Here is a 20927-nt window from a genome sequence, read left to right as displayed (position 1 = left end):
GCTGTCCCGGCACATCGGAGTTTTTCGTCATGCGTGCCGAGGGGCAGGCCCATATTGTCCGCATCGAGAAGGCCCTCGCGCTGGTCCGCAAGTTCCTCGACTGGGACCGCGCCCTGCGCCGGTTCGACGAGCTGAACGCGCGCGTCGAGGATCCGACCTTGTGGGACAAGCCCAAGGAGGCCGAGGCGGTCATGAAGGAACGCCGCCGCCTTGAAGCCGCGATCGGCGCGGTCAACACCATCAGCGCCGAAATGGCCGACGCCGTCGAGTTCGTCGAACTGGGCGAGATGGAAGATGACGAGGACACGATCGCCGAGGGCCTCGCCGCGCTGGCTGCGCTGGCGGAACGCGCCGATCAGGACAAGGTAACCGCGCTGCTTTCGGGCGAGGCGGACGCCAATGACACCTACCTTGAAGTCCACGCGGGCGCAGGCGGCACCGAAAGCCAGGACTGGGCCGAAATGCTCCAGCGCATGTACACGCGTTGGGCCGAACGTCACGGCTACAAGGTCGAACTGGTCGATTACCACGCGGGCGAAGCGGCCGGGATCAAAAGCTGCACCCTGTTGATCAAGGGCGAAAACGCCTATGGCTATGCCAAGACCGAAAGCGGCGTCCACCGCCTGGTCCGCATCAGCCCTTATGACAGTTCCGCGCGCCGCCACACCAGCTTCTCGTCGGTTTGGGTCTATCCGGTGATCGACGACAGCTTCGAAATCGATATCAACCCGGCCGACCTGAAGATCGATACCTATCGCGCTTCGGGTGCGGGCGGCCAGCACGTCAACACCACCGATTCGGCCGTTCGCATCACGCACGGGCCGTCCGGCATCGTCGTTGCCAGCCAGATCGACCGTTCGCAGCACAAGAACCGCGAAATCGCGATGGGCATGCTGAAGGCGCGCCTGTTCGAGGAAGAGATGCGCAAGCGTGAAGAGGCCGCCAGTGCCGAACACGCCAGCAAGAGCGACATCGGCTGGGGGCACCAGATCCGTTCCTACGTCCTGCAGCCCTACCAGCAGGTCAAGGATCTGCGCACCGGCGTGGTGTCGACCGCGCCCGGTGACGTGCTCGACGGCGCCCTCGATCCGTTCATGGCCGCTGCCCTGTCGCAGCGCGTGACCGGCGAGAAAGTCGAAGTCGAAGACGCCGATTGAGCCTGAAACCCGTCCCGTCCCGGCACAAGGGCCGGGACACCGGGGCGTGAATGCGACGGATGCCTTCCAACCGTTTTGCCAATCGGGCACACAGGCGCTAAGGGGCCGCATGTTCCGCGTGTTTTGCCTTGTTCCTGCCGTGCTTGCACTTGCTGCATGCCAGCAGCCTGCCGTCGATGACGCGCGCGAAAAGAACGCGCCGCAGTTTCCGAAGCCTGATCGGCCGGTTGCCGAAAGCACGTCCAGCACATTCTCGACCGAAGCCCAGCGGGATCGCGCCAATGAAGCGAACCTGGTGATGGATCTGGCGGGCGTCGCGCCGGGTATGAGCGTCGCCGATCTTGGCGCGGGCGAGGGCTACTACACCGTCCGCCTTTCGCATCGCGTGGGCCGGAAGGGGCGCGTGCTGGGCGAAGATATCGATCGCGGCGCCAACGAACGTCTCGCCACGCGCGTCATGCGCGAGGAGCTTGAGAACGTCTCGATCAAGCTGGGCCGCCCGAGCGATCCCAGCCTGCCTCAGAAGAGTTTCGACCGCATCTTCCTGGTCCATATGTACCACGAAGTTGGCGACCCTTACGGTTTTCTCTGGAGGCTGCGCCCTGCGCTGCGTCCGGGGGGGAAGATCATCGTTGTCGACGTCGATCGTCCGGCCGGGGGGCACGGCCTGCCACCGTCGCTGCTTTTCTGCGAATTTGCGTCGGTGGGCTATCGGTTGACGGAATTTGTTCGCAAGCCTGAATTACAGGGCTATTATGCGCAGTTTGAAGCCGCAGGGGCGCGGCCGGCACCGGCACAGATAAAGCCGTGCCGAATTTCGGGCGTAGCGCCACCGAAAATCAATGGACAGCAAGGCTGAGCGCGAAAGCCTGGGGAAAGACGAGAGAAATGAGTTTCAAGGGTCTCAAGCCGATCATGTATGGTGGCCGCGAAGTGTGGCCGCTGGTCGAAGGTGGCAAGGGTGTTGCCGCGACGAACCACATGAGTTCGGGCGCGTGGGCGGCTGCGGGTGGTATCGGTACGGTCAGCGCGGTGAATGCCGACAGCTACGACGCCGAAGGCAAGATCATCCCGCAGGTCTACAACGCGCTGACCCGCAAGGAACGGCACCAGGAACTGATCGACTACGCCATCGACGGCGCTGTCGAACAGGTGCGCCGCGCTTATGAAATCGCGAATGGCAAGGGCGCGATCAACATCAACGTGCTGTGGGAAATGGGCGGCGCGCAGCAGATCCTCGAAGGTGTGCTGGAAAAGACCCGTGGCATGGTGACGGGTGTCACCTGCGGCGCGGGCATGCCTTACAAGCTTTCCGAAATCGCAGCGCGCTTCAACGTCAACTACCTGCCGATCGTCAGCTCCGCGCGCGCTTTCCGTGCGCTGTGGAAGCGTGCCTATCACAAGGTCGCGGACCTGATGGGGGCTGTGGTCTATGAAGATCCGTGGCTTGCCGGTGGCCATAACGGCCTGTCGAACGCGGAAGACCCGCTCAAGCCCGAAGATCCGTATCCCCGCGTAAAGGCGCTGCGCGATACCATGCGTGCCGAAGGCGTGCCGGACAGCGTGCCGATCGTCATGGCGGGCGGTGTGTGGTTCCTGCGCGACTGGAACCACTGGATCGACAATCCCGAACTCGGCTCGATCGCGTTCCAGTACGGCACCCGCCCGTTGCTGACCCATGAAAGCCCGATCCCGCAGGAGTGGAAGGACCACTTGCGCACGCTGGAGCCGGGCGACGTTCTGCTCCACCGTTTCTCGCCGACGGGGTTCTATTCCTCGGCCGTGCGCAATCCGTTCCTGCGCAATCTCGAAGCGCGCTCGGAGCGTCAGATCCCTTATTCCAAGGTTGAGGCAGGCGAGCATTCGGTGCGTCTTGACGTCGGCGTGAAGGGCAAGAACTTCTGGGTCGCCCCGAAGGATCTCGAACGTGCGCGGACCTGGTCGGCACAGGGCTTCACTGACGGCCTGCGCACCCCGGACGACACGATCATTTTCGTGAACCCGCAGGAGCGTGATGAAATCCGCAAGGATCAGGCCGACTGCATGGGTTGCCTGTCGCATTGCGGGTTCTCGTCGTGGAAGGACCATGACGATTACACCACGGGTCGCCTGGCCGATCCGCGCAGCTTCTGCATCCAGAAGACCCTGCAGGACATCGCTCATGGCGGTCCTGTGGACGAAAACCTGATGTTCGCGGGTCACGCGGCTTACAAGTTCAAGCAGGATCCGTTCTATTCCAACGGCTTCACGCCGACGGTCAAGGAACTGGTCGATCGCATTCTGACCGGCGACTGATCGGTCGCGACAGGTTAGCCTTCAGGCGGCCGGTGCGGAGCGATCCGCGCCGGCCGTTTCTATTTTCGGCCGCGCAGGCCAGAGAGCCATGGCCAGGAAGCAGAGCACGGCAGGCACGGTCAGCAGCCAGTCCATGTAGCTCAGCACCGTTTCGATCGCGCTGCGCACGCTCCACCCCGCGGCAAAGCCGACCAGTTCCATCAGCAAGGTCCGTGCGATCAGAGTTAACAGCGGCAAGCTCCACCAGCCGCTTTGCCCAAAGTCATGGAGGCGCCGGATGCAAAGCGCGAAAAGGGGCAGGGCAACGGCAATCTGCACAGCCAGCATGATACCGCGAATGGTTGGTGCGGGATCGGCCCAACTGCTGCCCAGCGAGAAGATCGCGACAGGGATCTGAGAAAGCAGAATATAGGCGGCGAATTCGCGGCGGTCGGCCGTACCCTGAAAATCAAGGGTGCGGGCGGCGGTGCGTCCAGCCTGCCGGACATAGCTGATCATTGATGCATTTCCCGTCTTGCGGGCGTTGCTGTCAATCGAAATTCCACGCCTTTTCGCCGTGGCTGGCGCTGTCGAGACCTTCACGTTCCGCATCTTCCGAGACGCGCATGGGGAAAGCCAGCGAGGCCATGAGCGCAAGGATAACGGTGCCAACCGCAGACCAGATCGCGGCAACACCAATACCGATGCCCTGCGCTGCCAGCTGCGCCACTCCGTTCATGCCCTCACCATACCCAACGCCGCCAAGGCGTTCGGAGAGCAGGCCCGCGAGGAGAAGCGATCCCAGTAATCCACCGATACCCTGGATGGCAAAGACCCCTAATGCGTCGTCGATGTGAAGCTTGCGGCGCACCAGTCGTATGGCGAAGTGGCACCCGGCGCCGCCCGCCACGCCCAGCAGGAGTGCACCGCCGGGTGAAATGAAACCGGCAGCGGGTGCCATCGTGGCAAGGCCGGCCAGAACGCCCATCGCGAAGCCGGTGCCGCCACACTTGCCGCAGGTGACCCGGTCCAGCACAAGCCAGGTCAGTGCTGCGGCGGCCGTGCCTGCGTGCATGGCAAGAATGGCAGCGGCCGCGTCGTCGTTCGCGGAAAGGGCGGCGCCTCCGCTCAAGGCAAGCCAGCCGATCCAGAGGAGCATAGCGCCAACTACGGCAAGCGCCGGAATCTGGCCATGGCGGCTTGCGGAAGCGGTGCCCTTGCGCTTTCCGATCATCACCGAGATTACGAGCGCTGATACGCCCGCGCTTACGTTGACGACGATCCCGCCCGCCCAGTCAAGCGTGCCGACGCTTCGGGCAAGCCAGCCGTCGCCCCATATCCAGTGCGCCACAGGTGCGTAGACGACGATGCTCCACAGCGATGTGAAAACCATCGCCCATCCGAACCGCGCCCGCTCGGCCCATGCGCCTGCCATCAATGACGGTGCAAGCGTGGCGAAGATCATCTGGAACAGGACGTAGACGCTCTCCGGCAGGTTGGTTCCTGCGCGCACATTGCCGAGCGCAGTCAGCATCCAGGCGTTGCCTCGGCCCAGCCAGCCCCCAGCAACGTCACCGAAAGCGAGCGTGTAGCCGACGATGATCCACAGGGTCGATGTGGCCGCGAAGATCGCTCCGCACTGGATCAGGATGGACAGCACGTTGCGTCCCCTTACCCTGCCTGCGTAGAACAGGGCGAGGCCGGGCAGCACCAGCAACCCGACAAGCGATGCGGCCAGCAGCCATGCGGTATCCCCTCCGTCCGCAACATCGAGCCGGCCATCCTGCGCAAGCGCGGCCGCCGGCACGAGCGAAGTGGCCATGATCGACAGGGGCAGAATAATGGCCATCGTCGAAGGCCTTGTCATCGCGTGGTTGTTCCCATGAGTTCGGATGCTGCGATAGCGGCGCAAACCTTTATGCCCGGTTAGATCAGGAAGCTAAATTCTTACAAGCGATTGCGAACCCGATGTGGATCACCATGGAAAAACGGCCTCGCCGTCCACAGCGTCTTGAAGGTGCGCTCTTGCTGCGTATCGGGGTCGCGCTGTAATATCTGTGCGATGAACCGCTGCGCTTTCCTGATACCTTTTGCCGCGCTCGCCCTGTCCGCAGGGGCTGCGGCCAGCGCCGCCAATGATGAAAAGGTGCCCTATTGGGCGTCCATCGATGCCGACATTGCCAATTTGCGGGTCGGTCCGGGCGAATCCTATCGGATAGACTGGGTTTATCGCCGTCCACATCTTCCCGTGAAGGTCCTGCGCCGGGAAGGCCCGTGGCGGCTGATCGAGGACCCGGACGGGTCGAAAGGCTGGATGCGTGATCTTCTGCTGTCGCGCCAGCGCGCGGGCATGGTCAAGGATGGCAGCCTGATCGAAATGCGCGCCGAAGGCAAAAGCAGCGGAGCGATGCTCTGGCGCGTCGAGCCTGGCGTGGTCGGCCTGCTGGGCGAATGCAAGGACAGCTGGTGCCCTTTCGATACCGATGGGCATAAAGGTTTTGTGCGGGAAGATCAGCTCTGGGGCACCGGAGCGCCCTGAAGCGGGCGGATCAGCACATCATCTGGCTATCGGCGGTCTGGCTGGGCGAACCGCCCGGCCGTCCGAAATAGAAGCCTTGTGCTTCATCACATCCCTGATCCCTCAGAAGATCGAGCTGCTCGATGGTTTCGACCCCTTCGGCCAGTACCGGCACGTTGAGGCTGTGCCCCAGCGCAAGCACCGCTTTGATGATCGCGCATGCCTCCACGCTTTCATGCGAACGCAGCACGAATGACTTGTCGATCTTGATCTTGTCGAACGGGAACGAATGCAGCGTGTCGAGGGAAGAGTAGCCTGTTCCGAAGTCATCGATCGCAATGCTGACACCCAGCGTCTTGATCTGCCTCAGGAAGTGCAGCGCGCGCAGCTTGTCGGCGATGATCGCCGTCTCGGTGATCTCCAGTTCCAGACGCAGCGGCGAAAGACCGGTTTCCACCAGGATGTTCTGAACGATAGCGACGAAATCGTTCTGGAGAAGCTGGACTGCCGACAGATTTACCGCGACCTTCAGGTGCTTTGGCCATGACCGCGCTTCGCGGCAGGCCTCACGCATGACCCATTCACCGATACGGAAGATTTCACCGGTCTCTTCGGCGACTGGAATGAATTCGACGGGCGAGACAGGCCCACGGGTGGGGTGATGCCAACGCAGGAGGGCTTCATAGCCCGAAACCTTGCCGGTCGCGATGCAGTGCTGCGGCTGATAGAGCAGGGTAAATTCGTTGCGTTCGATCGCATGGCGCAGATCATTGGCGATCTGGCGACGTGCTCGGGCGGTTTCATCCATCTCCGGTTCGTAGAACGCGATGTTCTCGGCAACGCTGCCCTTGGCGCGATACATCGCAAGGTCGGCGTTGTTGAGGAGCTGCTCGCGTACATCGCCGTCTTCGGGGTAGACTGCAACACCGATGCTGCCGCCGAGAAGGAAGTCATTGTCGTTCGGGCCGAACGGCGTACCGAAGCAGCCTTCGATTCGCGCAAGGAATACGTCGAGTTCGCTTCGATCGCGGAAGCGCACGGCGGCTGCGAATTCATCGCCACCAAGGCGCGCCACGATCTCGCCGTCCTGAAGCACGTCGACCATCCGCTGCGCGAGATGCTGTAGCGCGGCGTCGCCTGCCGAATGGCCGCGGGTGTCGTTGATTTCCTTGAAGCGGTCCAGGTCGATCATGACCACGGCCAGCTGATGCCCGAAATGGCGCGCCTCTTCCAGTTCGGCATCGACCCAGTGCGCGAAGCTGTTGCGGTTTGGCAGACCGGTCAGGTTATCATGCCGCGCCATATGCGCGATCTTCGCCTCTGACCTGCGGCGTTCCGTGATGTCATCGAAGGTGGCGACCCGGCCGCCATCGGGCATCGGGCGGCTCGTCATCGAAACGACCACGGTATCGCCAAGATCGATGATGACGGGCGCGGTGGAGGCGGCAGGACTGATGAACTGGCGGCGCAATTCGCGGCGGCGCTCGGGAGAGGCGACAAGTCCTGCCGGGGCGCCCAGCACCACGTCGGCCACGGCTTGCACGTTCATCCCGGTCAATGAGGTGGCAGGGGAGATTCCCCATATCGCGTTGAAGCGCCGATTGGCAATCAGGAGGTGGCCGTCAGCGTCGAACAGGCACAGGCCCTGATGCATATTGGCCAACGCGGCATCAAGATGTCCGGCCATTTCACGCACCCGGTCCTCGTCTTCCTTGAAGCGGGTCATGTCGCGGGTCAGCTTGGCGAAGCCGATGTGCTCGCCCAGCTCGTTGGCGACCCGCTCGATCGTGACGTGGGCCCAAAAGCGGGTGCCGTCGCGCCGCATACGCCAGCCTTCACCGCTGAACTTGCCGGTTTCGGCGGCGTGGGCCACCGCGCGGCGGGGCAGGTCTTCGGCCTGGTCTTCGGGCGTATAGAATGCGGCGAGCGGCAGGCCGACTGCTTCCTGCGCGGTGTAACCTTTGAGCCGCTGCGCGCCCGCGTTCCAGTTGACCACGTTGCCCTTGCGATCGAGCATGTAGATCGCGCAGTCTGTGATGCCCTTCACCAGGATGCTCATGTCGCGCTCGGTCGCGTGGAGCGCCAGACGCGCGCTGCGGGCGATGCTGAGCACGGCGATGCTGATAGCCAGCAGTGCCAGCGACCCGGCGCTGATCGCGGCCGCCATGCTTTCCGGAGAGAGCAGGGCGCCGCCGCGCAGGTCCAGCGGTGCTGGCGTCAGCTCCATGGCCGCCATGCCCGTGAAGTGCAGGCCGACGATCGAAAGGGCCAGTAACCCGGCGGCGGGCACGGCGCTGGCGATGGTGCGACCCTTCACCGACAGTGTCAGGGCAGGGATGGCGGGCGCGACGGCAAGCAGAATGGACACCGCGACGTAGCCGGCACGCCAGTTGATTTCTGCGGGGAACTCGATCGCGGACATGCCGATGTAGTGCATCGCGCTGATGCCCGACCCGGCGATGACACCGGCCAGGACGAATCCGCGGCGATGGGGCTGTGCCAGTGAGACTACGAAAGACAGCGACGTCATGCCCACTACCGTGAACAGCGAGATGACGGTCGCGGGGACGTGGTATCCGACAATCAGCCCGGGACCGTAGCCCAGCATGGCGATGAAATGTGTAGCCCATACGCCGAAGCCGATCGCACTGCCTGCCCCCAGAATCCAGCGCGTGGCGGCGGGTCCCGACAAGTGGCGCGCATGGCGCAGCAACTGTACGGAGCACAGGGCCGATACGACGCAGATCGCTGCGGCCAGCAGAACAAACCACTTGTCATGCTGCTCGTGGATGCAAATCAGAACGTCGAACATCGGCAACCCTAATATGTGAACCTTACGGCTCCTAGGGTTGATTGGTTAACGCGTGCCTAAGGGTATATACGCAAATTGCTATTTGCCGGGATCGTGTGCGACAACGCCCCCTCCCACACGCCGCACGAACCGGATGGGGAGGGGGCGATGGGGGGTCAGGCCAGCTCGACCGCGATGGCCGTTGCTTCGCCGCCGCCGATGCAGAGGCTGGCGACGCCCTTTTTAAGTCCCTTTTCCTTGAGCGCGTTGATCAGCGTCACGATGATGCGGGTGCCCGATGCGCCGATCGGGTGGCCCAGCGCAGTGGCGCCACCGTTCACGTTGATCTTGTCGTGCGGGATGCCGAGATCATGCATTGCGAACATCGCGACGCAGGCGAAAGCTTCGTTCACCTCGAACAGGTCGACGTCGCCCAGTTCCCAGCCCACCTTCTTGAGCAGCTTCTGGATCGCGCCGACCGGCGCGGTCGTGAACTTGGCAGGTTCATGCGCGTGGGCTTCGACGCCGACCACCGTGGCGACGGGCGACAGGCCCTTGGCTTGGGCCACGCTCTTGCGGGTCAGGACCACGGCAGCGGCGCCGTCCGAGATCGAGCTGGAGCTGGCGGCGGTGATGGTGCCGTCCTTGGCGAAGGCTGCGCGCAGGGTGCGGATCTTGTCGGGGTTGCCCTTGGGCGGCTGCTCGTCGGTGTCGACCACGAGTTCGCCCTTGCGGGTCTTGACGGTGACGGGAACGATCTCTGCGGAGAAGGCGCCCGAGCTGATGGCTTCCTGCGCGCGGCGCAGCGATTCGATCGAATAGTCGTCCTGATTCTCGCGCGTCAGCTGGTATTCGTCGGCGGTGACCTGTGCGAAAGAGCCCATCGAGCCGCCTTCATACGCGTCTTCGAGCCCGTCGAGGAACATGTGGTCGTAGATCGTATCATGCCCCGCGCGCGCGCCCGAGCGGTGCTTCTTGGAAAGGTAAGGCGCGTTCGTCATCGATTCCATGCCGCCGGCGATCACTACGTCAAGTGAGCCCGCAGCCAGCGCCTCTGCGCCCATGATCACCGTCTGCATGCCCGAACCGCAGACCTTGTTCACGGTCGTCGCCTGGACCGATTTGGGCAGGCCCGCCTTGAGGGCTGCCTGACGGGCAGGGGCCTGGCCAAGCCCGGCCGGCAGTACGCAACCCATATAGATGCGTTCGATGTCTTCGCCCGCGATGCCCGCGCGTTCCACCGCGGCCCTCACCGCCGTTGCGCCGAGGTCGGTCGCAGAAACTTCGGCCAGCGCGCCCTGCAGGCCGCCCATCGGGGTGCGGGCATAAGAGAGGACGACAATCGGGTCGGAAGCCGAGATCTGGGCCATTGGCATACCTTTCACACTTTGAACTGTTCTAGTTGACGGATTGGATAATGTTGCGCTGCGTCAATTGCAATCATGCGACAGCGGCAAGGGGGCAAGACACCGTCCTGTCGGTTTTGCCCGCAAGATGGGAATGCGGGCTTGATTGCCAAGATATGTCGGCCGCATTTCGCGAATAATTCGCAATAAGTGGGTTGCATGAAGTGACCTGACGATTGCGTCAGGCGCCTTTGGCCCCTCAATCGCCGGGAAACTGCGGGTTGGGACACTTTGTCGTGTTGCAATGCAATGCAAAGGTCGGATTATTGTCGCGTGATACCCTTGCGACGCGCGGTAGGCTGGCCTAAGGACGCGCCAACTTGACGGGCTCACCATGACAAATCCGAGTCCGCCAACGTCGCATTCGCGGTAAGAGGCAAGAACATTGACCGATCTGTCGCAATACCTGCCGATCCTCATCTTCCTGGTGATCGCGCTTGGGCTTTCGTCCGTGATCGTGTTCCTTCCGCTGGGCGTTGCCCGGCTGACCGGCACGCACCAGCCCAACGCTGACAAGAACAGCGAATATGAGTGCGGCTTCCCCGCCTTTGAAGATCCGCGCAGCCAGTTCGATGTGCGTTTCTATCTGGTGGCGATCCTTTTCATCATCTTCGACCTTGAAGCCGCGTTCCTGTTCCCCTGGGCTGTTTCGCTCAAGCTGACCGGCTGGGCTGGCTGGACGACGATGATGGTGTTCCTGGGCGAACTGGCCATCGGCCTCGCCTATGCATGGAAGAAGGGAGCTCTGGACTGGGAATGAGCACGCTCGTTAACTCAGCAGGCCAGCCCCTGGTCCCCGGTGGCGCGATCACGCCGCCGGACCAGGCGTTTTTCAAGGACCTCAACCAGGAAGTTTCCGACAAGGGCTTCCTGGTCACTTCGACCGAAGAGCTGTTCCAGTGGGCCCGTACCGGCTCGCTGTGGTGGATGACGTTCGGCCTCGCATGCTGCGCGGTCGAGATGATCCACGTCAACATGCCGCGTTACGATATGGAACGCTTCGGCGCCGCGCCGCGCGCGTCTCCCCGCCAGTCGGACGTGATGATCGTTGCCGGTACGCTGTGCAACAAGATGGCACCGGCGCTCCGCAAGGTCTATGATCAGATGTCGGAGCCCAAGTACGTCATCTCGATGGGTAGCTGCGCCAATGGCGGCGGCTACTATCATTACAGCTACTCGGTGGTGCGCGGTTGCGATCGCATCGTGCCCGTCGACATCTACGTGCCGGGCTGCCCTCCGACCGCGGAAGCGCTGCTCTATGGAATCATGCAGCTGCAGCGCAAGATCCGCCGCGTGGGCACCGTCGAGAGGTAAGGACCAGATGCCCGTTCTGCATTCCGCTCCGAAGATCGCATCGAACGAGGGCGTCCTTGACGCTCTCGTCGCCGCGCTCGGCTCGAAGGTCGTTTCCGCGAAGGAAGAGCATGGCGAGATCGTGCTTACCATCGCGCGTGACGAGATCGAGAACGCGCTGCGTATCCTGCGCGACGATCACGAATACCAGCAGATGATGGAAATGGCAGGCGTCGACTATCCGTCGCGGCCTGAACGTTTCGAAGTCGTCTACATGCTGCTTTCGGTCACGAAGAACCATCGTATCATGGCCAAGGTGACCGCGGCTGAGCATACTCCGGTGCCGACGATCACCACGCTGTGGCCGAACGCGGGTTGGCTGGAGCGCGAGGTCTTCGATATGTACGGCGTGATCTTCGCCGGCAACAAGGACTTGCGCCGCATCCTGACCGACTACGGTTTCGAAGGCCATCCGTTCCGCAAGGACTTCCCGCTGACGGGTTATCACGAACTGCGCTACTCCGAAGAGGACAAGCGCGTGGTGTACGAGCCGGTCAAGCTTGCGCAGGATCTGCGCCAGTTCGATTTCATGAGCCCGTGGGAAGGTGCCGACTACATCCTGCCGGGTGACGAGAAGGCTCCGGAACAGCCGGCTCCCGCTGCTGCTGCGCCCACGCCCAAGGCCACCGAAAAGCCTGCCGACACCGGCGCCGGTGACAAGGCGAACGAGAAGGCCGCCGACAAGGAATCCGCGCCCGCTCCGGCCAAGACGGAAGATGGCAAAGCGCCTGAGGCGCCCAAGGAAACCGAAAGCCGTCCGGATGATACCCGCTCGGATAAGGGAGACGCCAAGTGAGCATGCAGCTTGAGCAGTCGCCCACCACCGGCGACGAGGTCATCACCAACTACACCATCAACTTCGGTCCCCAGCACCCCGCGGCCCACGGCGTTCTGCGCATGGTCATGGAACTGGACGGCGAGATCATCGAGCGGATCGATCCGCACGTCGGCCTGCTTCACCGCGGCACCGAAAAGCTGATCGAGCACAAGACCTACCTTCAGGCGCTGCCGTACTTCGACCGGCTGGACTACTGTTCGCCGCTCGGCATGGAGCACTCCTATGTGCTCGCTATCGAGAAGCTGCTGAACCTTGAGGTTCCGCTGCGCGCCCAGTATCTTCGCGTGCTGTTCGCCGAGCTGACCCGCATCTGCAACCACATGATGAACATGGGTTCGCACATCATGGACATCGGCGCGATGACGCCGAACCTGTGGCTTTTCGAAATCCGCGAGGATTGCCTCAACTTCTTCGAGCGCGCCTCGGGCGCCCGCATGCACTCGGCCTGGTATCGTCCCGGCGGCGTGCATCAGGACGTGCCGCTCAAGCTGCTGACCGACATTGCCGACTGGCTCGACACGCGCCTGCCGGAACTGTTCGAGGACGCGCTGAGCCTCGTCGCCGACAACCGCATCTTCAAGCAGCGCAACGTCGACATCGCCACGGTGTCGAAGGAAGACGCGCTGGCATGGGGCTTCTCCGGCCCGATGATCCGCGGTTCGGGCATCGCCTGGGACATCCGCAAGGCGCAGCCTTACGATGTCTATGATCGCATGGACTTCGAGGTTCCCGTCGGCACCAGCGGCGACTGCTACGATCGCTTCATGTGTCGTGCCGAGGAAGTGCGCCAGTCGGCCCGGATCATGAAGCAGTGCCTGCGCGAAATGCCGGAAGGTCCGGTGGCTTCCACCGATCGCAAGGTGGTTCCGCCCAAGCGCGCAGAGATGAAGTCCTCGATGGAATCGCTGATCCATCACTTCAAGCTCTACACCGAAGGCTTCCACGTCCCGGCAGGCGAAGTTTACGTCGCGACCGAAAGCCCCAAGGGCGAATTCGGCGTCTATCTCGTCTCGGACGGCTCGAACAAGCCGTACCGCTGCAAGATCCGCCCGACCGCGTTCAGCCACCTGCAGGCGATGGACTTCATGTCCAAGGGCCACATGCTGCCTGACGCCACGGCAATTCTGGGTGCGATGGACATCGTGTTCGGGGAGTGTGACCGTTGAGGTTAATTGCTCTCTCTTTGAGCTTACCACTGCTGATGGCTAATGGCTTTCCGGCGGAAAAATATGAACTCGCTGCTCAGTTTTCCGGGGCTCTTATTAAGGGCGATGGTTCACTGGCCGGAAAAGCTCTCGCTCCGGAAGCAAGTCTACATAATTGGACAAGGCAATCCAAAACCCTCGACGAACTTGTTGAGCATTTCAAAGGTTGTGAGCTGAAGTCCATTCGGGGAAATTTTGATCGTAATATTAATGTCGATCTAAGTTGTTCTTCGGAAGCCCGCGATGCGTCGATCATGTTCTCGGGGGCAAAGATAAGCGAAGTTGTATTCGGTCCGCCTCCAGGGCCGGTGATCGTCCGCCAGCCTGTTGGGAATAAATGAGATGGTAAGCAACCTCGATACCGCAAAGGCGATGATCGCGGCCTATAACGCGCAGGACGTCGACACGTACGTTTCGTACATGACCGAGGATGCCTGCGAGGCGAACTATCGCGGCGCCGTCGTGCGCGAAGGCAAGGAAGGCACCCGTTCGGGCCTCGCCGCCGCCTTCGCCAAGTGGCCGCAGAACAAGGCCGAGATCGTCGAAGCCTCGCAGATCGGCGCATATGTGCTGATGCGCGAGCATGTGACGCGCGGCCCCGCAAGCGACGGTTCGGAACTTGTGGACCCGTTCGACGTGATCGCGGTCTACAGCTTCGAAGGCGACAAGTGTTCGCGCGTCGAATTCATTCGTTGATCGTGAAGGGGTGGGACCTGTGACGAAGTTCAACACGGTGGAAATGATCCGTATCTGGGCAACCCTTACGGGCCTGTTCCTTGTCGGGCTATACTTCGTCGTTCTTTGGCTCGGGATCGCGCCCTCGCCGATGATCGCCATGCTGGCGACTGCCATCGGCGGCTTCGAGATTTTCTTTTTCGGCCAGGATCAGTGGCTGAAGCGCAGAGGTAAGCATGGCTGACCGCTATATCGAACCCGATACGCCCGAATTGCGGGCGCGTTGGGGCAATTTCGCCTGGACCGAGGCGAACGCCGCCAAGGCAAAGGAGATCGTCGCACGCTATCCCGAAGGGCGCCAGCGCTCTGCGGTGATGCCGCTGCTCGATCTCGCGCAGCGCCAGGTCGGCGCGGAACTGAACACGCAAGGCTGGCTGCCGATCCCGGTGATGGAATACATCGCCGCCTACCTCGACATGCCGATCATCCGCGTGGTCGAGGTCGCCTCGTTCTACACGATGTACAACATCGCGCCGATCGGCCGTTTCCACGTGCAGGTCTGCGGCACTACCCCGTGCATGCTGCGGGGCTCTGACGACCTGCTGGCGACCTGCAAGTCGCGCGGCATGAAGAAGGGCCACATCTCGGAAGACGGCCTCTGGTCGTTCACCGAGGTTGAATGCATGGGCAACTGCGCCTCGGCTCCGATGGTCCAGATCAACGACGATAACTACGAGGATCTGACCTCGGATCGCCTGAACGCCGTGCTCGATGCGCTGGCGCGTGGCGAAACCCCGAAGGCAGGCACGCAGGATCCGGCACGCCACACTGTGGAGCCGGTGGGCGAACCGACCAACCTCGTCGCCATGATGAGTGAAAACCATGACTATCGGAGCGAGTGGTAATGGCTCTCCTCGATAAGGATCGCATCTTCACCAACGTCTACGGCTTCCAGCCGTGGAACCTGAAGGAAGCGCAGGCGCGCGGCGCCTGGGACAACACCAAGGATCTGATCGCGCGCGGTCGCGATGCCATCATCGACGAGATGAAGGCGTCGGGTCTGCGCGGGCGCGGCGGTGCGGGCTTCCCCACCGGCATGAAGTGGTCCTTCATGCCCAAGCAGCCGCCGCTCGACCAGAACGGCAATCCCAAGCCCAGCTTCCTTGTGATCAACGCGGACGAATCCGAACCGGGTTCGTGCAAGGATCGCGAGATCATGCGTCACGATCCGCACCTTCTGTTCGAAGGCGCGCTGGTGGCTGGTTTCGCGATGGGCGCGCGCGCGGCCTACATCTACATCCGCGGCGAATACATCCGCGAGGCCGAAGTGCTCTTCGCCGCGCGTGAAGAAGCCTATGCGGCGGGCCTGCTGGGCAAGAATGCGGCGGGTTCGGGCTACGACTTCGACGTCTTCGTCCACCGTGGTGCGGGCGCCTACATCTGCGGCGAAGAGACCGCGATGATCGAGAGCCTCGAAGGCAAGAAGGGCCAGCCCCGCCTGAAGCCGCCGTTCCCGGCCGGAGCGGGCCTCTACGGCTGCCCGACCACGGTGAACAACGTGGAATCGATCGCAGTGGCTCCCACGATCCTGCGTCGTGGCGCCTCGTGGTTCTCGTCCTTCGGGCGCGAGAACAACAAGGGCACCAAGCTCTTCCAGATCAGCGGGCACGTGAACCGTCCCTGCGTGGTCGAGGAAGAGATGTCGATCCCGTTCAGCGAACTGATCGAGCGTCACTGCGGCGGCATTCGCGGCGGCAAGGACAACCTGCTGGCGGTGATCCCCGGCGGTTCGTCGGTTCCGCTGGTCCCGGCCGCAGATATCTGGGACGCACCGATGGACTTCGACGGCCTGAAGGCGGTCGGTTCGGGCCTCGGCACCGCAGCCGTCATCGTCATGGACAAGTCCACTGACATCGTCCGCGCCATTTCGCGCCTCTCGTACTTCTACAAGCACGAGTCCTGCGGCCAGTGCACCCCCTGCCGCGAAGGTACGGGCTGGATGTGGCGCGTGATGGAGCGCCTGCGCACCGGCGACGCGCATGTCGAGGAAATCGACATGCTCCAGCAGGTTACCAAGCAGGTCGAAGGTCACACCATCTGCGCGCTTGGCGACGCAGCCGCGTGGCCGATCCAGGGCCTGATCCGCCACTTCCGTCCCGAGATCGAGCGCCGCATCGAAGCGCGCCACGGATCTCTGCAACAGGCAGCAGAATAATGCCCAAGGTCAAAGTAGACGGCGTCGAAATCGACGTTCCCGCTGGCGCGACCGTCCTTCAGGCGGCCGAGCTTGCCGGCAAGGAAATCCCGCGCTTCTGCTATCACGAACGTCTGAGCATCGCGGGCAACTGCCGCATGTGCCTCGTCGAAGTGAAGCCCGGACCGCCCAAGCCACAGGCATCTTGCGCGCTTCCCGCCACCGAAGGCCAGGAGATCCGCACGGACTCCGAAATGGTCAAGAAGGCGCGGGAAGGGGTCATGGAATTCCTTCTCATCAACCACCCGCTCGACTGCCCGATCTGCGATCAGGGCGGTGAGTGTGACCTGCAGGACCAGTCGGTGGCCTACGGTCGCGGCGGTTCGCGTTACCACGAGCACAAGCGCGCGGTTACCGAGAAGTACATGGGCCCGCTCATCAAGACCACGATGACGCGCTGCATCCACTGCACCCGCTGCGTGCGCTTCTCGGAAGAGATCGCCGGCGTGGACGAGATCGGCGCGCTCTATCGCGGCGAGACGATGCAGATCACCACGTATCTGGAGAAGGCCGCACATCACGAGATGTCGGCCAATGTGATCGATCTGTGCCCGGTCGGCGCGCTTACCAGCCGCCCCTACGCGTTTGAAGCGCGTCCGTGGGAACTGAAGAAGACGCTCTCGATCGACGTTTCGGACGCAACCGGCGCCAACATCCGCATCGACGCGCGTGGCCGCGAAGTGCTTCGCGCACTTCCGCGCAACAACGACGACGTCAATGAGGAATGGCTGAGCGACAAGGCGCGCTTCCAGGTCGATGGCCTGACCCGCCGCCGTCTCGACAAGCCGTTCCTGCGCCGTGACGGCAAGCTGGTTCAGGCCACCTGGAACGAGGCTTTCGCCGCGCTTTCCACCCTGAACCCCGGCGCGTCGATCGCTGCTGTCGCCGGTGACATGGTTGATTGCGAGACGATGTTCGCCGCCAAGGCGCTTGTTGGTGCGCTCGGTTCGAACCTGCTCGAAGGCCGCCAGACCGGCATGGACTACGACACGTCGAGCCTGGCCGCCGTCAACTTCAACACCACTTTCAACGACATCGAGACTGCAGACGCGATCCTGATTGTCGGTGCGCACGTTCGCTGGGAAGCGCCGACGGTCAACGTCCGTCTGCGCAAGGCCGTGAAGCGCGGCGCCAAGGTGTTCCTGATCGGTCCTGAGTGGGAAACCACGTTCGGCGGTGAATTCCTTGGCGAAGATCTGTCGCTGATCGGCAACCTGCCGGGCCACGTGGCGGATGCGCTTTCGGGCGCCAAGCGTCCGGCGGTGATCCTGGGCGGCGCGGCGCTCGGCCGCGGCGGTCTGGAAGCGGGCCTTGCGCTCGCAGGTCAATTCAACCTCGTGCGCACGCTTGAGGACGGCACTGCATGGAACGGTTTCAACGTCCTGCATATGGCCGCTTCGCGCATGGGTGGCCTGATGCTGGGCTATGCGCAGAAGGGCGGCATCGCCGACCTCGTCGCGGCCAAGCCCAAGGTGCTGATCTCGCTGGGTGCGGATGAAGTGGACTATACGAAGTTCGCGGACTCTATGATCGTCTACATCGGCCACCACGGTGACAAGGCGGCGCACGCTGCCGACGTGATCCTGCCCGCTTCGGCTTACACTGAAAAGGCCGGCACTTACGTCAACACCGAAGGTCGCGTGCAGTTCGCCGACAAGGCCGTCTTCGCGCCCGGCGACGCGCGTGAGGACTGGACGATCCTGCGCGCACTGGCCGACGCCTTCGGCGTCTCGGTCGGCTTCGACAGCTTCGACCAGCTTCGCGCTGCCATGGTTTCGGCAGTCCCGGCGCTCGGCGTTGAGGGTCTGGCCGACTACGGCGCGGCGCTGCCTGCGGGCGGCGGTTCGGCTTCGGGCGCGATCGCCTATCCGATCAAGGACTTCTACATGACCAACCCGATCGCGCGCGCCAGCGCGACGATGCAGCGTTGTTCGGCAGAACTGCTGCACGGTGAAGAGTTCGCGGAGGCTGCGGAATGACTTCGTTCTTCCAATCCCTCGGGATGCCTTTCGAAGGGGCATGGCTGCTTTCAACGATCTGCGGCATCCTGCTGATCGCGCTGCCGCTGATGCTGGCCGTTGCGATGATCATCTACGTCGACCGCAAGATCTGGGCCGCCATGGCGCTGCGCCGTGGTCCCAACGTGGTCGGCCCGTTCGGTCTGCTGCAGTCCTTCGCGGACGGCCTCAAGGTCTTCCTGCAGGAAACCATCATCCCATCGGCAGCGAACAAGGGCATCTTCCTGATCGCGCCGGTGGTCACCTTCACGGTGGCGCTGATGGCCTGGGCGGTGATCCCGTTCAATTCGAACGCCATCCTCGCCAACATCAACATCGGCCTGCTTTACGTTCTGGCGATCAGTTCGCTGGGCGTCTACGGCACAATCATGGCGGGCTGGGCTTCTAACTCGAAGTACCCGTTCTTCTCGGCGATGCGCGCTTCGGCGCAGATGATCTCCTACGAAGTCTCCATCGGTTTCATCCTGATCTGCGTCGTCCTGTGGGCGGGCACGTTCAACATGAACGGCATCGTCCTGGCGCAGAAGGGGCACGTCTTCGGCCTGATCAACGGCTTCGTCGCGAACCCGCTGCTGTTCCCGATGTGGGTGATGTTCCTGGTGTCGAGCCTTGCGGAAACGCAGCGCGCTCCCTTCGATCTTACCGAAGCGGAATCCGAGCTCGTCGCCGGTTACCAGACCGAATATTCGTCGATGGCTTTCGCCGCCTACTGGCTGGGTGAATATGCCAACGTGCTCCTGATGTGCGCGCTCAATGCGACGCTGTTCTGGGGTGGCTGGCTGCCGCCGCTCGACATCCCCGTTCTTTATCTGGTCCCGGGCTTCGTCTGGTTCCTGCTCAAGATCGGTTTCTTCTTCTTCGTGTTCAGCTGGGTCAAGGCGACGGTTCCTCGTTACCGTTACGACCAGTTGATGCGACTGGGCTGGAAGGTCTTCCTCCCCGTATCGCTGCTGTTCGTCGTGATCGTCAGCGGCTACCTCATGGCTACCGGACACTTCGCATGACCGTCGGATACCTCATCAAGAGCTTCACGCTCTGGGAGTTCGTGAAGGCGCACTGGCTGACCTTGAAGTATTTCTTCAAGCCCAAGGCGACGATCAACTACCCGTTCGAGAAGAACCCGCTTTCGCCCCGCTTCCGTGGCGAGCACGCCCTGCGCCGTTATCCCAACGGTGAAGAGCGCTGCATCGCCTGCAAGCTGTGCGAGGCGATTTGTCCGGCGCAGGCGATCACCATCGAGGCGGCCCCCCGTGTCGACGGTTCGCGCCGCACCACGCGCTACGACATCGACATGACCAAGTGCATCTACTGCGGCTTCTGTCAGGAAGCCTGCCCGGTCGATGCCATCGTCGAGGGTCCGAACTTCGAATACGCGACCGAGACGCGCGAAGAACTGCTCTACGACAAGGCCAAGCTACTGGCGAACGGGGACAAGTGGGAGCGTGCTATCGCCGCGAACCTTGAAGCCGACGCGCCGTACCGTTGACCGGCATGCGCAAGGAAACGGGCTTCCCATGATCCACATTATCGCCTTTTACCTCTTCGCCGTGATGACGGTGGCCTCAGGCGCCATCACCATCCTGTCGCGCAACCCGGTGCATTCGGTGCTCTGGCTGATCCTGGCGTTCTTTAACGCCGCCGGCCTGATGGTGCTGACCGGTGCCGAGTTCATCGCTGCCCTGCTGGTGATCGTCTACGTCGGCGCCGTCGCCGTGCTGTTCCTCTTCGTGGTCATGATGCTGGACATCGACTTCGCCGAACTGCGCGCCGGGTTCGTCCGCTACTTCCCGTTCGGAGCACTGGTCGCGATCGTGCTGCTGGCCGAGATCGTGCTTGGCATCGGGGCCTATCGCGCCGGCAACCTCGAACTCGGAACGCCAGATGGCACCGCTGCGACAGCAGCCGGCCTGCACAACATCGAGGCGATCGGTGGCCTGCTTTTCAGCCGCTACCTGTTCCTGTTTGAGGCCGCCGGTGTGATCCTGCTTGTTTCGATGATCGGTGCGATCGTGCTGACGCATCGTGAACGCGGCGGCACGCGCGGTCAGAAGATCGCCAAGCAGAACCAGCGCCGTCCGCAGGACGCCACGTTCAACGTCAAGCCGGAAGTCGGCAAGGGGGTTTCGCTGTGATCGGCGTCGAACATTATGTCGTGGTCAGCTCGATCCTCTTCGTGCTCGGTGTCCTCGGCATCTTCATCAACCGCAAGAACATCATCGTCATCCTGATGTCGATCGAACTGATCCTGCTTGCGGTGAACATCAACCTCGTCGCGTTCAGCGCCTTCCTGCACGACCTGACTGGCCAGATCTTTGCCATGTTCGTGCTGACGGTGGCTGCGGGCGAGGCCGCAGTGGGGCTTGCTATCCTCGTGATCTACTTCCGTGGCCGCGGCACGATCGCCGTCGACGACGTCAACCGGATGAAGGGGTAAGACC

Annotated in this window: 22 protein-coding genes; 18 read left to right on the top strand and 4 right to left on the bottom strand. The window is 62.6% G+C overall.

Annotation, left to right across the window (positions count from 1 at the left end):
- Nucleotides 1–29: 29 nt before the first annotated feature.
- The 3 genes from prfB (at nucleotide 30) to A8V01_RS04045 (ending at nucleotide 3452) form a co-directional block, all read left to right on the top strand.
- Nucleotides 30–1157 (top strand): peptide chain release factor 2, encoded by a 1128-nt coding sequence (gene prfB / locus A8V01_RS04055; RefSeq protein WP_103094674.1) that lies wholly within the window; start codon nucleotides 30–32, stop codon nucleotides 1155–1157.
- A 109-nt stretch (nucleotides 1158–1266) separates the two neighbouring features.
- Nucleotides 1267–2016 carry a class I SAM-dependent methyltransferase gene (locus tag A8V01_RS04050; RefSeq protein ID WP_103094673.1) on the top strand — a complete coding sequence of 250 codons (750 nt, stop codon included), beginning with the start codon at nucleotides 1267–1269 and terminating at the stop codon, nucleotides 2014–2016.
- A gap of 29 nt (nucleotides 2017–2045) precedes the next feature.
- The gene (locus A8V01_RS04045) at nucleotides 2046–3452 is read left to right on the top strand and encodes an NAD(P)H-dependent flavin oxidoreductase (protein ID WP_103094672.1); all 1407 of its coding nucleotides are present in this window, start codon (nucleotides 2046–2048) and stop codon (nucleotides 3450–3452) included.
- Between the two features lie 21 nt (nucleotides 3453–3473).
- Here the strand turns inward: A8V01_RS04045 and A8V01_RS04040 are convergent, their stop codons facing one another.
- Nucleotides 3474–3950 (bottom strand): DUF805 domain-containing protein, encoded by a 477-nt coding sequence (locus A8V01_RS04040; RefSeq protein ID WP_170065824.1) that lies wholly within the window; start codon nucleotides 3948–3950, stop codon nucleotides 3474–3476.
- Nucleotides 3951–3981: 31 nt separating this feature from the next.
- The gene (locus A8V01_RS04035) at nucleotides 3982–5280 is read right to left on the bottom strand and encodes an ammonium transporter (RefSeq protein ID WP_245892315.1); all 1299 of its coding nucleotides are present in this window, start codon (nucleotides 5278–5280) and stop codon (nucleotides 3982–3984) included.
- A 213-nt stretch (nucleotides 5281–5493) separates the two neighbouring features.
- Between A8V01_RS04035 and A8V01_RS04030 the strand changes: the two genes are divergently transcribed.
- Complete coding sequence (locus A8V01_RS04030) at nucleotides 5494–5970, top strand: SH3 domain-containing protein (protein WP_103094670.1); 477 nt, start codon at nucleotides 5494–5496, stop codon at nucleotides 5968–5970.
- A gap of 10 nt (nucleotides 5971–5980) precedes the next feature.
- On the opposite strand, the gene A8V01_RS04025 is transcribed toward A8V01_RS04030, so the two are convergent.
- Both A8V01_RS04025 and A8V01_RS04020 read right to left on the bottom strand, forming a co-directional pair.
- Entirely contained in the window at nucleotides 5981–8761 is a 2781-nt protein-coding gene (locus tag A8V01_RS04025; RefSeq protein ID WP_103094669.1) for a bifunctional diguanylate cyclase/phosphodiesterase, read from the bottom strand.
- Nucleotides 8762–8916: 155 nt separating this feature from the next.
- Complete coding sequence (locus A8V01_RS04020) at nucleotides 8917–10110, bottom strand: acetyl-CoA C-acyltransferase (RefSeq protein ID WP_103094668.1); 1194 nt, start codon at nucleotides 10108–10110, stop codon at nucleotides 8917–8919.
- A gap of 421 nt (nucleotides 10111–10531) precedes the next feature.
- Here A8V01_RS04020 and A8V01_RS04015 point away from each other — a divergent pair, with 421 nt between their 5' ends.
- From A8V01_RS04015 to nuoK, 14 genes are read left to right on the top strand one after another with little or no spacing between them, the layout of a single operon-like run.
- Complete coding sequence (locus A8V01_RS04015) at nucleotides 10532–10906, top strand: NADH-quinone oxidoreductase subunit A (protein ID WP_103094667.1); 375 nt, start codon at nucleotides 10532–10534, stop codon at nucleotides 10904–10906.
- Nucleotides 10903–11460, top strand: coding sequence for a NuoB/complex I 20 kDa subunit family protein (locus A8V01_RS04010; protein ID WP_103094666.1), 558 nt, complete (start codon nucleotides 10903–10905; stop codon nucleotides 11458–11460). The genes A8V01_RS04015 and A8V01_RS04010 overlap by 4 nt, the downstream gene beginning before the upstream one ends.
- Before the next feature lie 7 nt (nucleotides 11461–11467).
- Nucleotides 11468–12295: an NADH-quinone oxidoreductase subunit C gene (locus A8V01_RS04005; protein ID WP_103094665.1), complete on the top strand. Its 828-nt coding sequence runs from the start codon at nucleotides 11468–11470 to the stop codon at nucleotides 12293–12295.
- A gap of 2 nt (nucleotides 12296–12297) precedes the next feature.
- Entirely contained in the window at nucleotides 12298–13503 is a 1206-nt protein-coding gene (locus A8V01_RS04000) for an NADH-quinone oxidoreductase subunit D (protein WP_211294953.1), read from the top strand.
- On the top strand, nucleotides 13500–13883 hold the full coding sequence (locus A8V01_RS28050) for a hypothetical protein (protein WP_146037173.1): 384 nt from the start codon (nucleotides 13500–13502) through the stop codon (nucleotides 13881–13883). The genes A8V01_RS04000 and A8V01_RS28050 overlap by 4 nt, the downstream gene beginning before the upstream one ends.
- A 1-nt stretch (nucleotide 13884) precedes the next feature.
- Nucleotides 13885–14238 (top strand): nuclear transport factor 2 family protein, encoded by a 354-nt coding sequence (locus A8V01_RS03995; protein WP_103094663.1) that lies wholly within the window; start codon nucleotides 13885–13887, stop codon nucleotides 14236–14238.
- 19 nt (nucleotides 14239–14257) lie between these two features.
- Nucleotides 14258–14461, top strand: a complete 204-nt coding sequence (locus A8V01_RS03990; RefSeq protein WP_008833059.1) for a hypothetical protein — start codon at nucleotides 14258–14260, stop codon at nucleotides 14459–14461.
- The gene (locus tag A8V01_RS03985; RefSeq protein WP_103094662.1) at nucleotides 14454–15122 is read left to right on the top strand and encodes a complex I 24 kDa subunit family protein; all 669 of its coding nucleotides are present in this window, start codon (nucleotides 14454–14456) and stop codon (nucleotides 15120–15122) included. The genes A8V01_RS03990 and A8V01_RS03985 overlap by 8 nt, the downstream gene beginning before the upstream one ends.
- Nucleotides 15122–16432, top strand: coding sequence for an NADH-quinone oxidoreductase subunit NuoF (gene nuoF, locus A8V01_RS03980; RefSeq protein WP_103094661.1), 1311 nt, complete (start codon nucleotides 15122–15124; stop codon nucleotides 16430–16432). Before A8V01_RS03985 ends, nuoF begins: the two co-directional genes overlap by 1 nt.
- Entirely contained in the window at nucleotides 16432–18450 is a 2019-nt protein-coding gene (nuoG, locus tag A8V01_RS03975) for an NADH-quinone oxidoreductase subunit NuoG (protein WP_103094660.1), read from the top strand. The genes nuoF and nuoG overlap by 1 nt, the downstream gene beginning before the upstream one ends.
- Complete coding sequence (gene nuoH / locus A8V01_RS03970) at nucleotides 18447–19493, top strand: NADH-quinone oxidoreductase subunit NuoH (protein ID WP_103094659.1); 1047 nt, start codon at nucleotides 18447–18449, stop codon at nucleotides 19491–19493. Before nuoG ends, nuoH begins: the two co-directional genes overlap by 4 nt.
- Nucleotides 19490–19975 (top strand): NADH-quinone oxidoreductase subunit NuoI, encoded by a 486-nt coding sequence (gene nuoI / locus A8V01_RS03965; RefSeq protein ID WP_103094658.1) that lies wholly within the window; start codon nucleotides 19490–19492, stop codon nucleotides 19973–19975. Before nuoH ends, nuoI begins: the two co-directional genes overlap by 4 nt.
- 28 nt (nucleotides 19976–20003) lie before the next feature.
- On the top strand, nucleotides 20004–20621 hold the full coding sequence (locus A8V01_RS03960; protein WP_103094657.1) for an NADH-quinone oxidoreductase subunit J: 618 nt from the start codon (nucleotides 20004–20006) through the stop codon (nucleotides 20619–20621).
- Nucleotides 20618–20923 carry an NADH-quinone oxidoreductase subunit NuoK gene (gene nuoK / locus A8V01_RS03955; protein ID WP_008833052.1) on the top strand — a complete coding sequence of 102 codons (306 nt, stop codon included), beginning with the start codon at nucleotides 20618–20620 and terminating at the stop codon, nucleotides 20921–20923. Before A8V01_RS03960 ends, nuoK begins: the two co-directional genes overlap by 4 nt.
- Nucleotides 20924–20927 lie beyond the last annotated feature (4 nt).

The sequence above is a fragment of the Novosphingobium guangzhouense genome (assembly GCF_002896965.1).
GTDB classification, from domain to species: Bacteria; Pseudomonadota; Alphaproteobacteria; order Sphingomonadales; family Sphingomonadaceae; genus Novosphingobium; species Novosphingobium guangzhouense.
Note: the sequence above shows the minus strand (reverse complement) of the source record. Positions and strands in the feature narration are given on the sequence as shown.

What these genes read in the sequence shown, in the direction of transcription:
- prfB (WP_103094674.1), top strand. Translation starts at nt 30, where the DNA reads ATGCGTGCCGAGGGGCAGGCCCATATTGTCCGCATCGAGAAGGCCCTC.
- A8V01_RS04050 (WP_103094673.1), top strand. Translation starts at nt 1,267, where the DNA reads ATGTTCCGCGTGTTTTGCCTTGTTCCTGCCGTGCTTGCACTTGCTGCA.
- A8V01_RS04045 (WP_103094672.1), top strand. Translation starts at nt 2,046, where the DNA reads ATGAGTTTCAAGGGTCTCAAGCCGATCATGTATGGTGGCCGCGAAGTG.
- A8V01_RS04040 (WP_170065824.1), bottom strand. Translation starts at nt 3,950, where the DNA reads ATGATCAGCTATGTCCGGCAGGCTGGACGCACCGCCGCCCGCACCCTT.
- A8V01_RS04035 (WP_245892315.1), bottom strand. Translation starts at nt 5,280, where the DNA reads ATGGCCATTATTCTGCCCCTGTCGATCATGGCCACTTCGCTCGTGCCG.
- A8V01_RS04030 (WP_103094670.1), top strand. Translation starts at nt 5,494, where the DNA reads ATGAACCGCTGCGCTTTCCTGATACCTTTTGCCGCGCTCGCCCTGTCC.
- A8V01_RS04025 (WP_103094669.1), bottom strand. Translation starts at nt 8,761, where the DNA reads ATGTTCGACGTTCTGATTTGCATCCACGAGCAGCATGACAAGTGGTTT.
- A8V01_RS04020 (WP_103094668.1), bottom strand. Translation starts at nt 10,110, where the DNA reads ATGGCCCAGATCTCGGCTTCCGACCCGATTGTCGTCCTCTCTTATGCC.
- A8V01_RS04010 (WP_103094666.1), top strand. Translation starts at nt 10,903, where the DNA reads ATGAGCACGCTCGTTAACTCAGCAGGCCAGCCCCTGGTCCCCGGTGGC.
- A8V01_RS04005 (WP_103094665.1), top strand. Translation starts at nt 11,468, where the DNA reads ATGCCCGTTCTGCATTCCGCTCCGAAGATCGCATCGAACGAGGGCGTC.
- A8V01_RS04000 (WP_211294953.1), top strand. Translation starts at nt 12,298, where the DNA reads ATGCAGCTTGAGCAGTCGCCCACCACCGGCGACGAGGTCATCACCAAC.
- A8V01_RS03995 (WP_103094663.1), top strand. Translation starts at nt 13,885, where the DNA reads ATGGTAAGCAACCTCGATACCGCAAAGGCGATGATCGCGGCCTATAAC.
- A8V01_RS03985 (WP_103094662.1), top strand. Translation starts at nt 14,454, where the DNA reads ATGGCTGACCGCTATATCGAACCCGATACGCCCGAATTGCGGGCGCGT.
- nuoF (WP_103094661.1), top strand. Translation starts at nt 15,122, where the DNA reads ATGGCTCTCCTCGATAAGGATCGCATCTTCACCAACGTCTACGGCTTC.
- nuoG (WP_103094660.1), top strand. Translation starts at nt 16,432, where the DNA reads ATGCCCAAGGTCAAAGTAGACGGCGTCGAAATCGACGTTCCCGCTGGC.
- nuoH (WP_103094659.1), top strand. Translation starts at nt 18,447, where the DNA reads ATGACTTCGTTCTTCCAATCCCTCGGGATGCCTTTCGAAGGGGCATGG.
- nuoI (WP_103094658.1), top strand. Translation starts at nt 19,490, where the DNA reads ATGACCGTCGGATACCTCATCAAGAGCTTCACGCTCTGGGAGTTCGTG.
- A8V01_RS03960 (WP_103094657.1), top strand. Translation starts at nt 20,004, where the DNA reads ATGATCCACATTATCGCCTTTTACCTCTTCGCCGTGATGACGGTGGCC.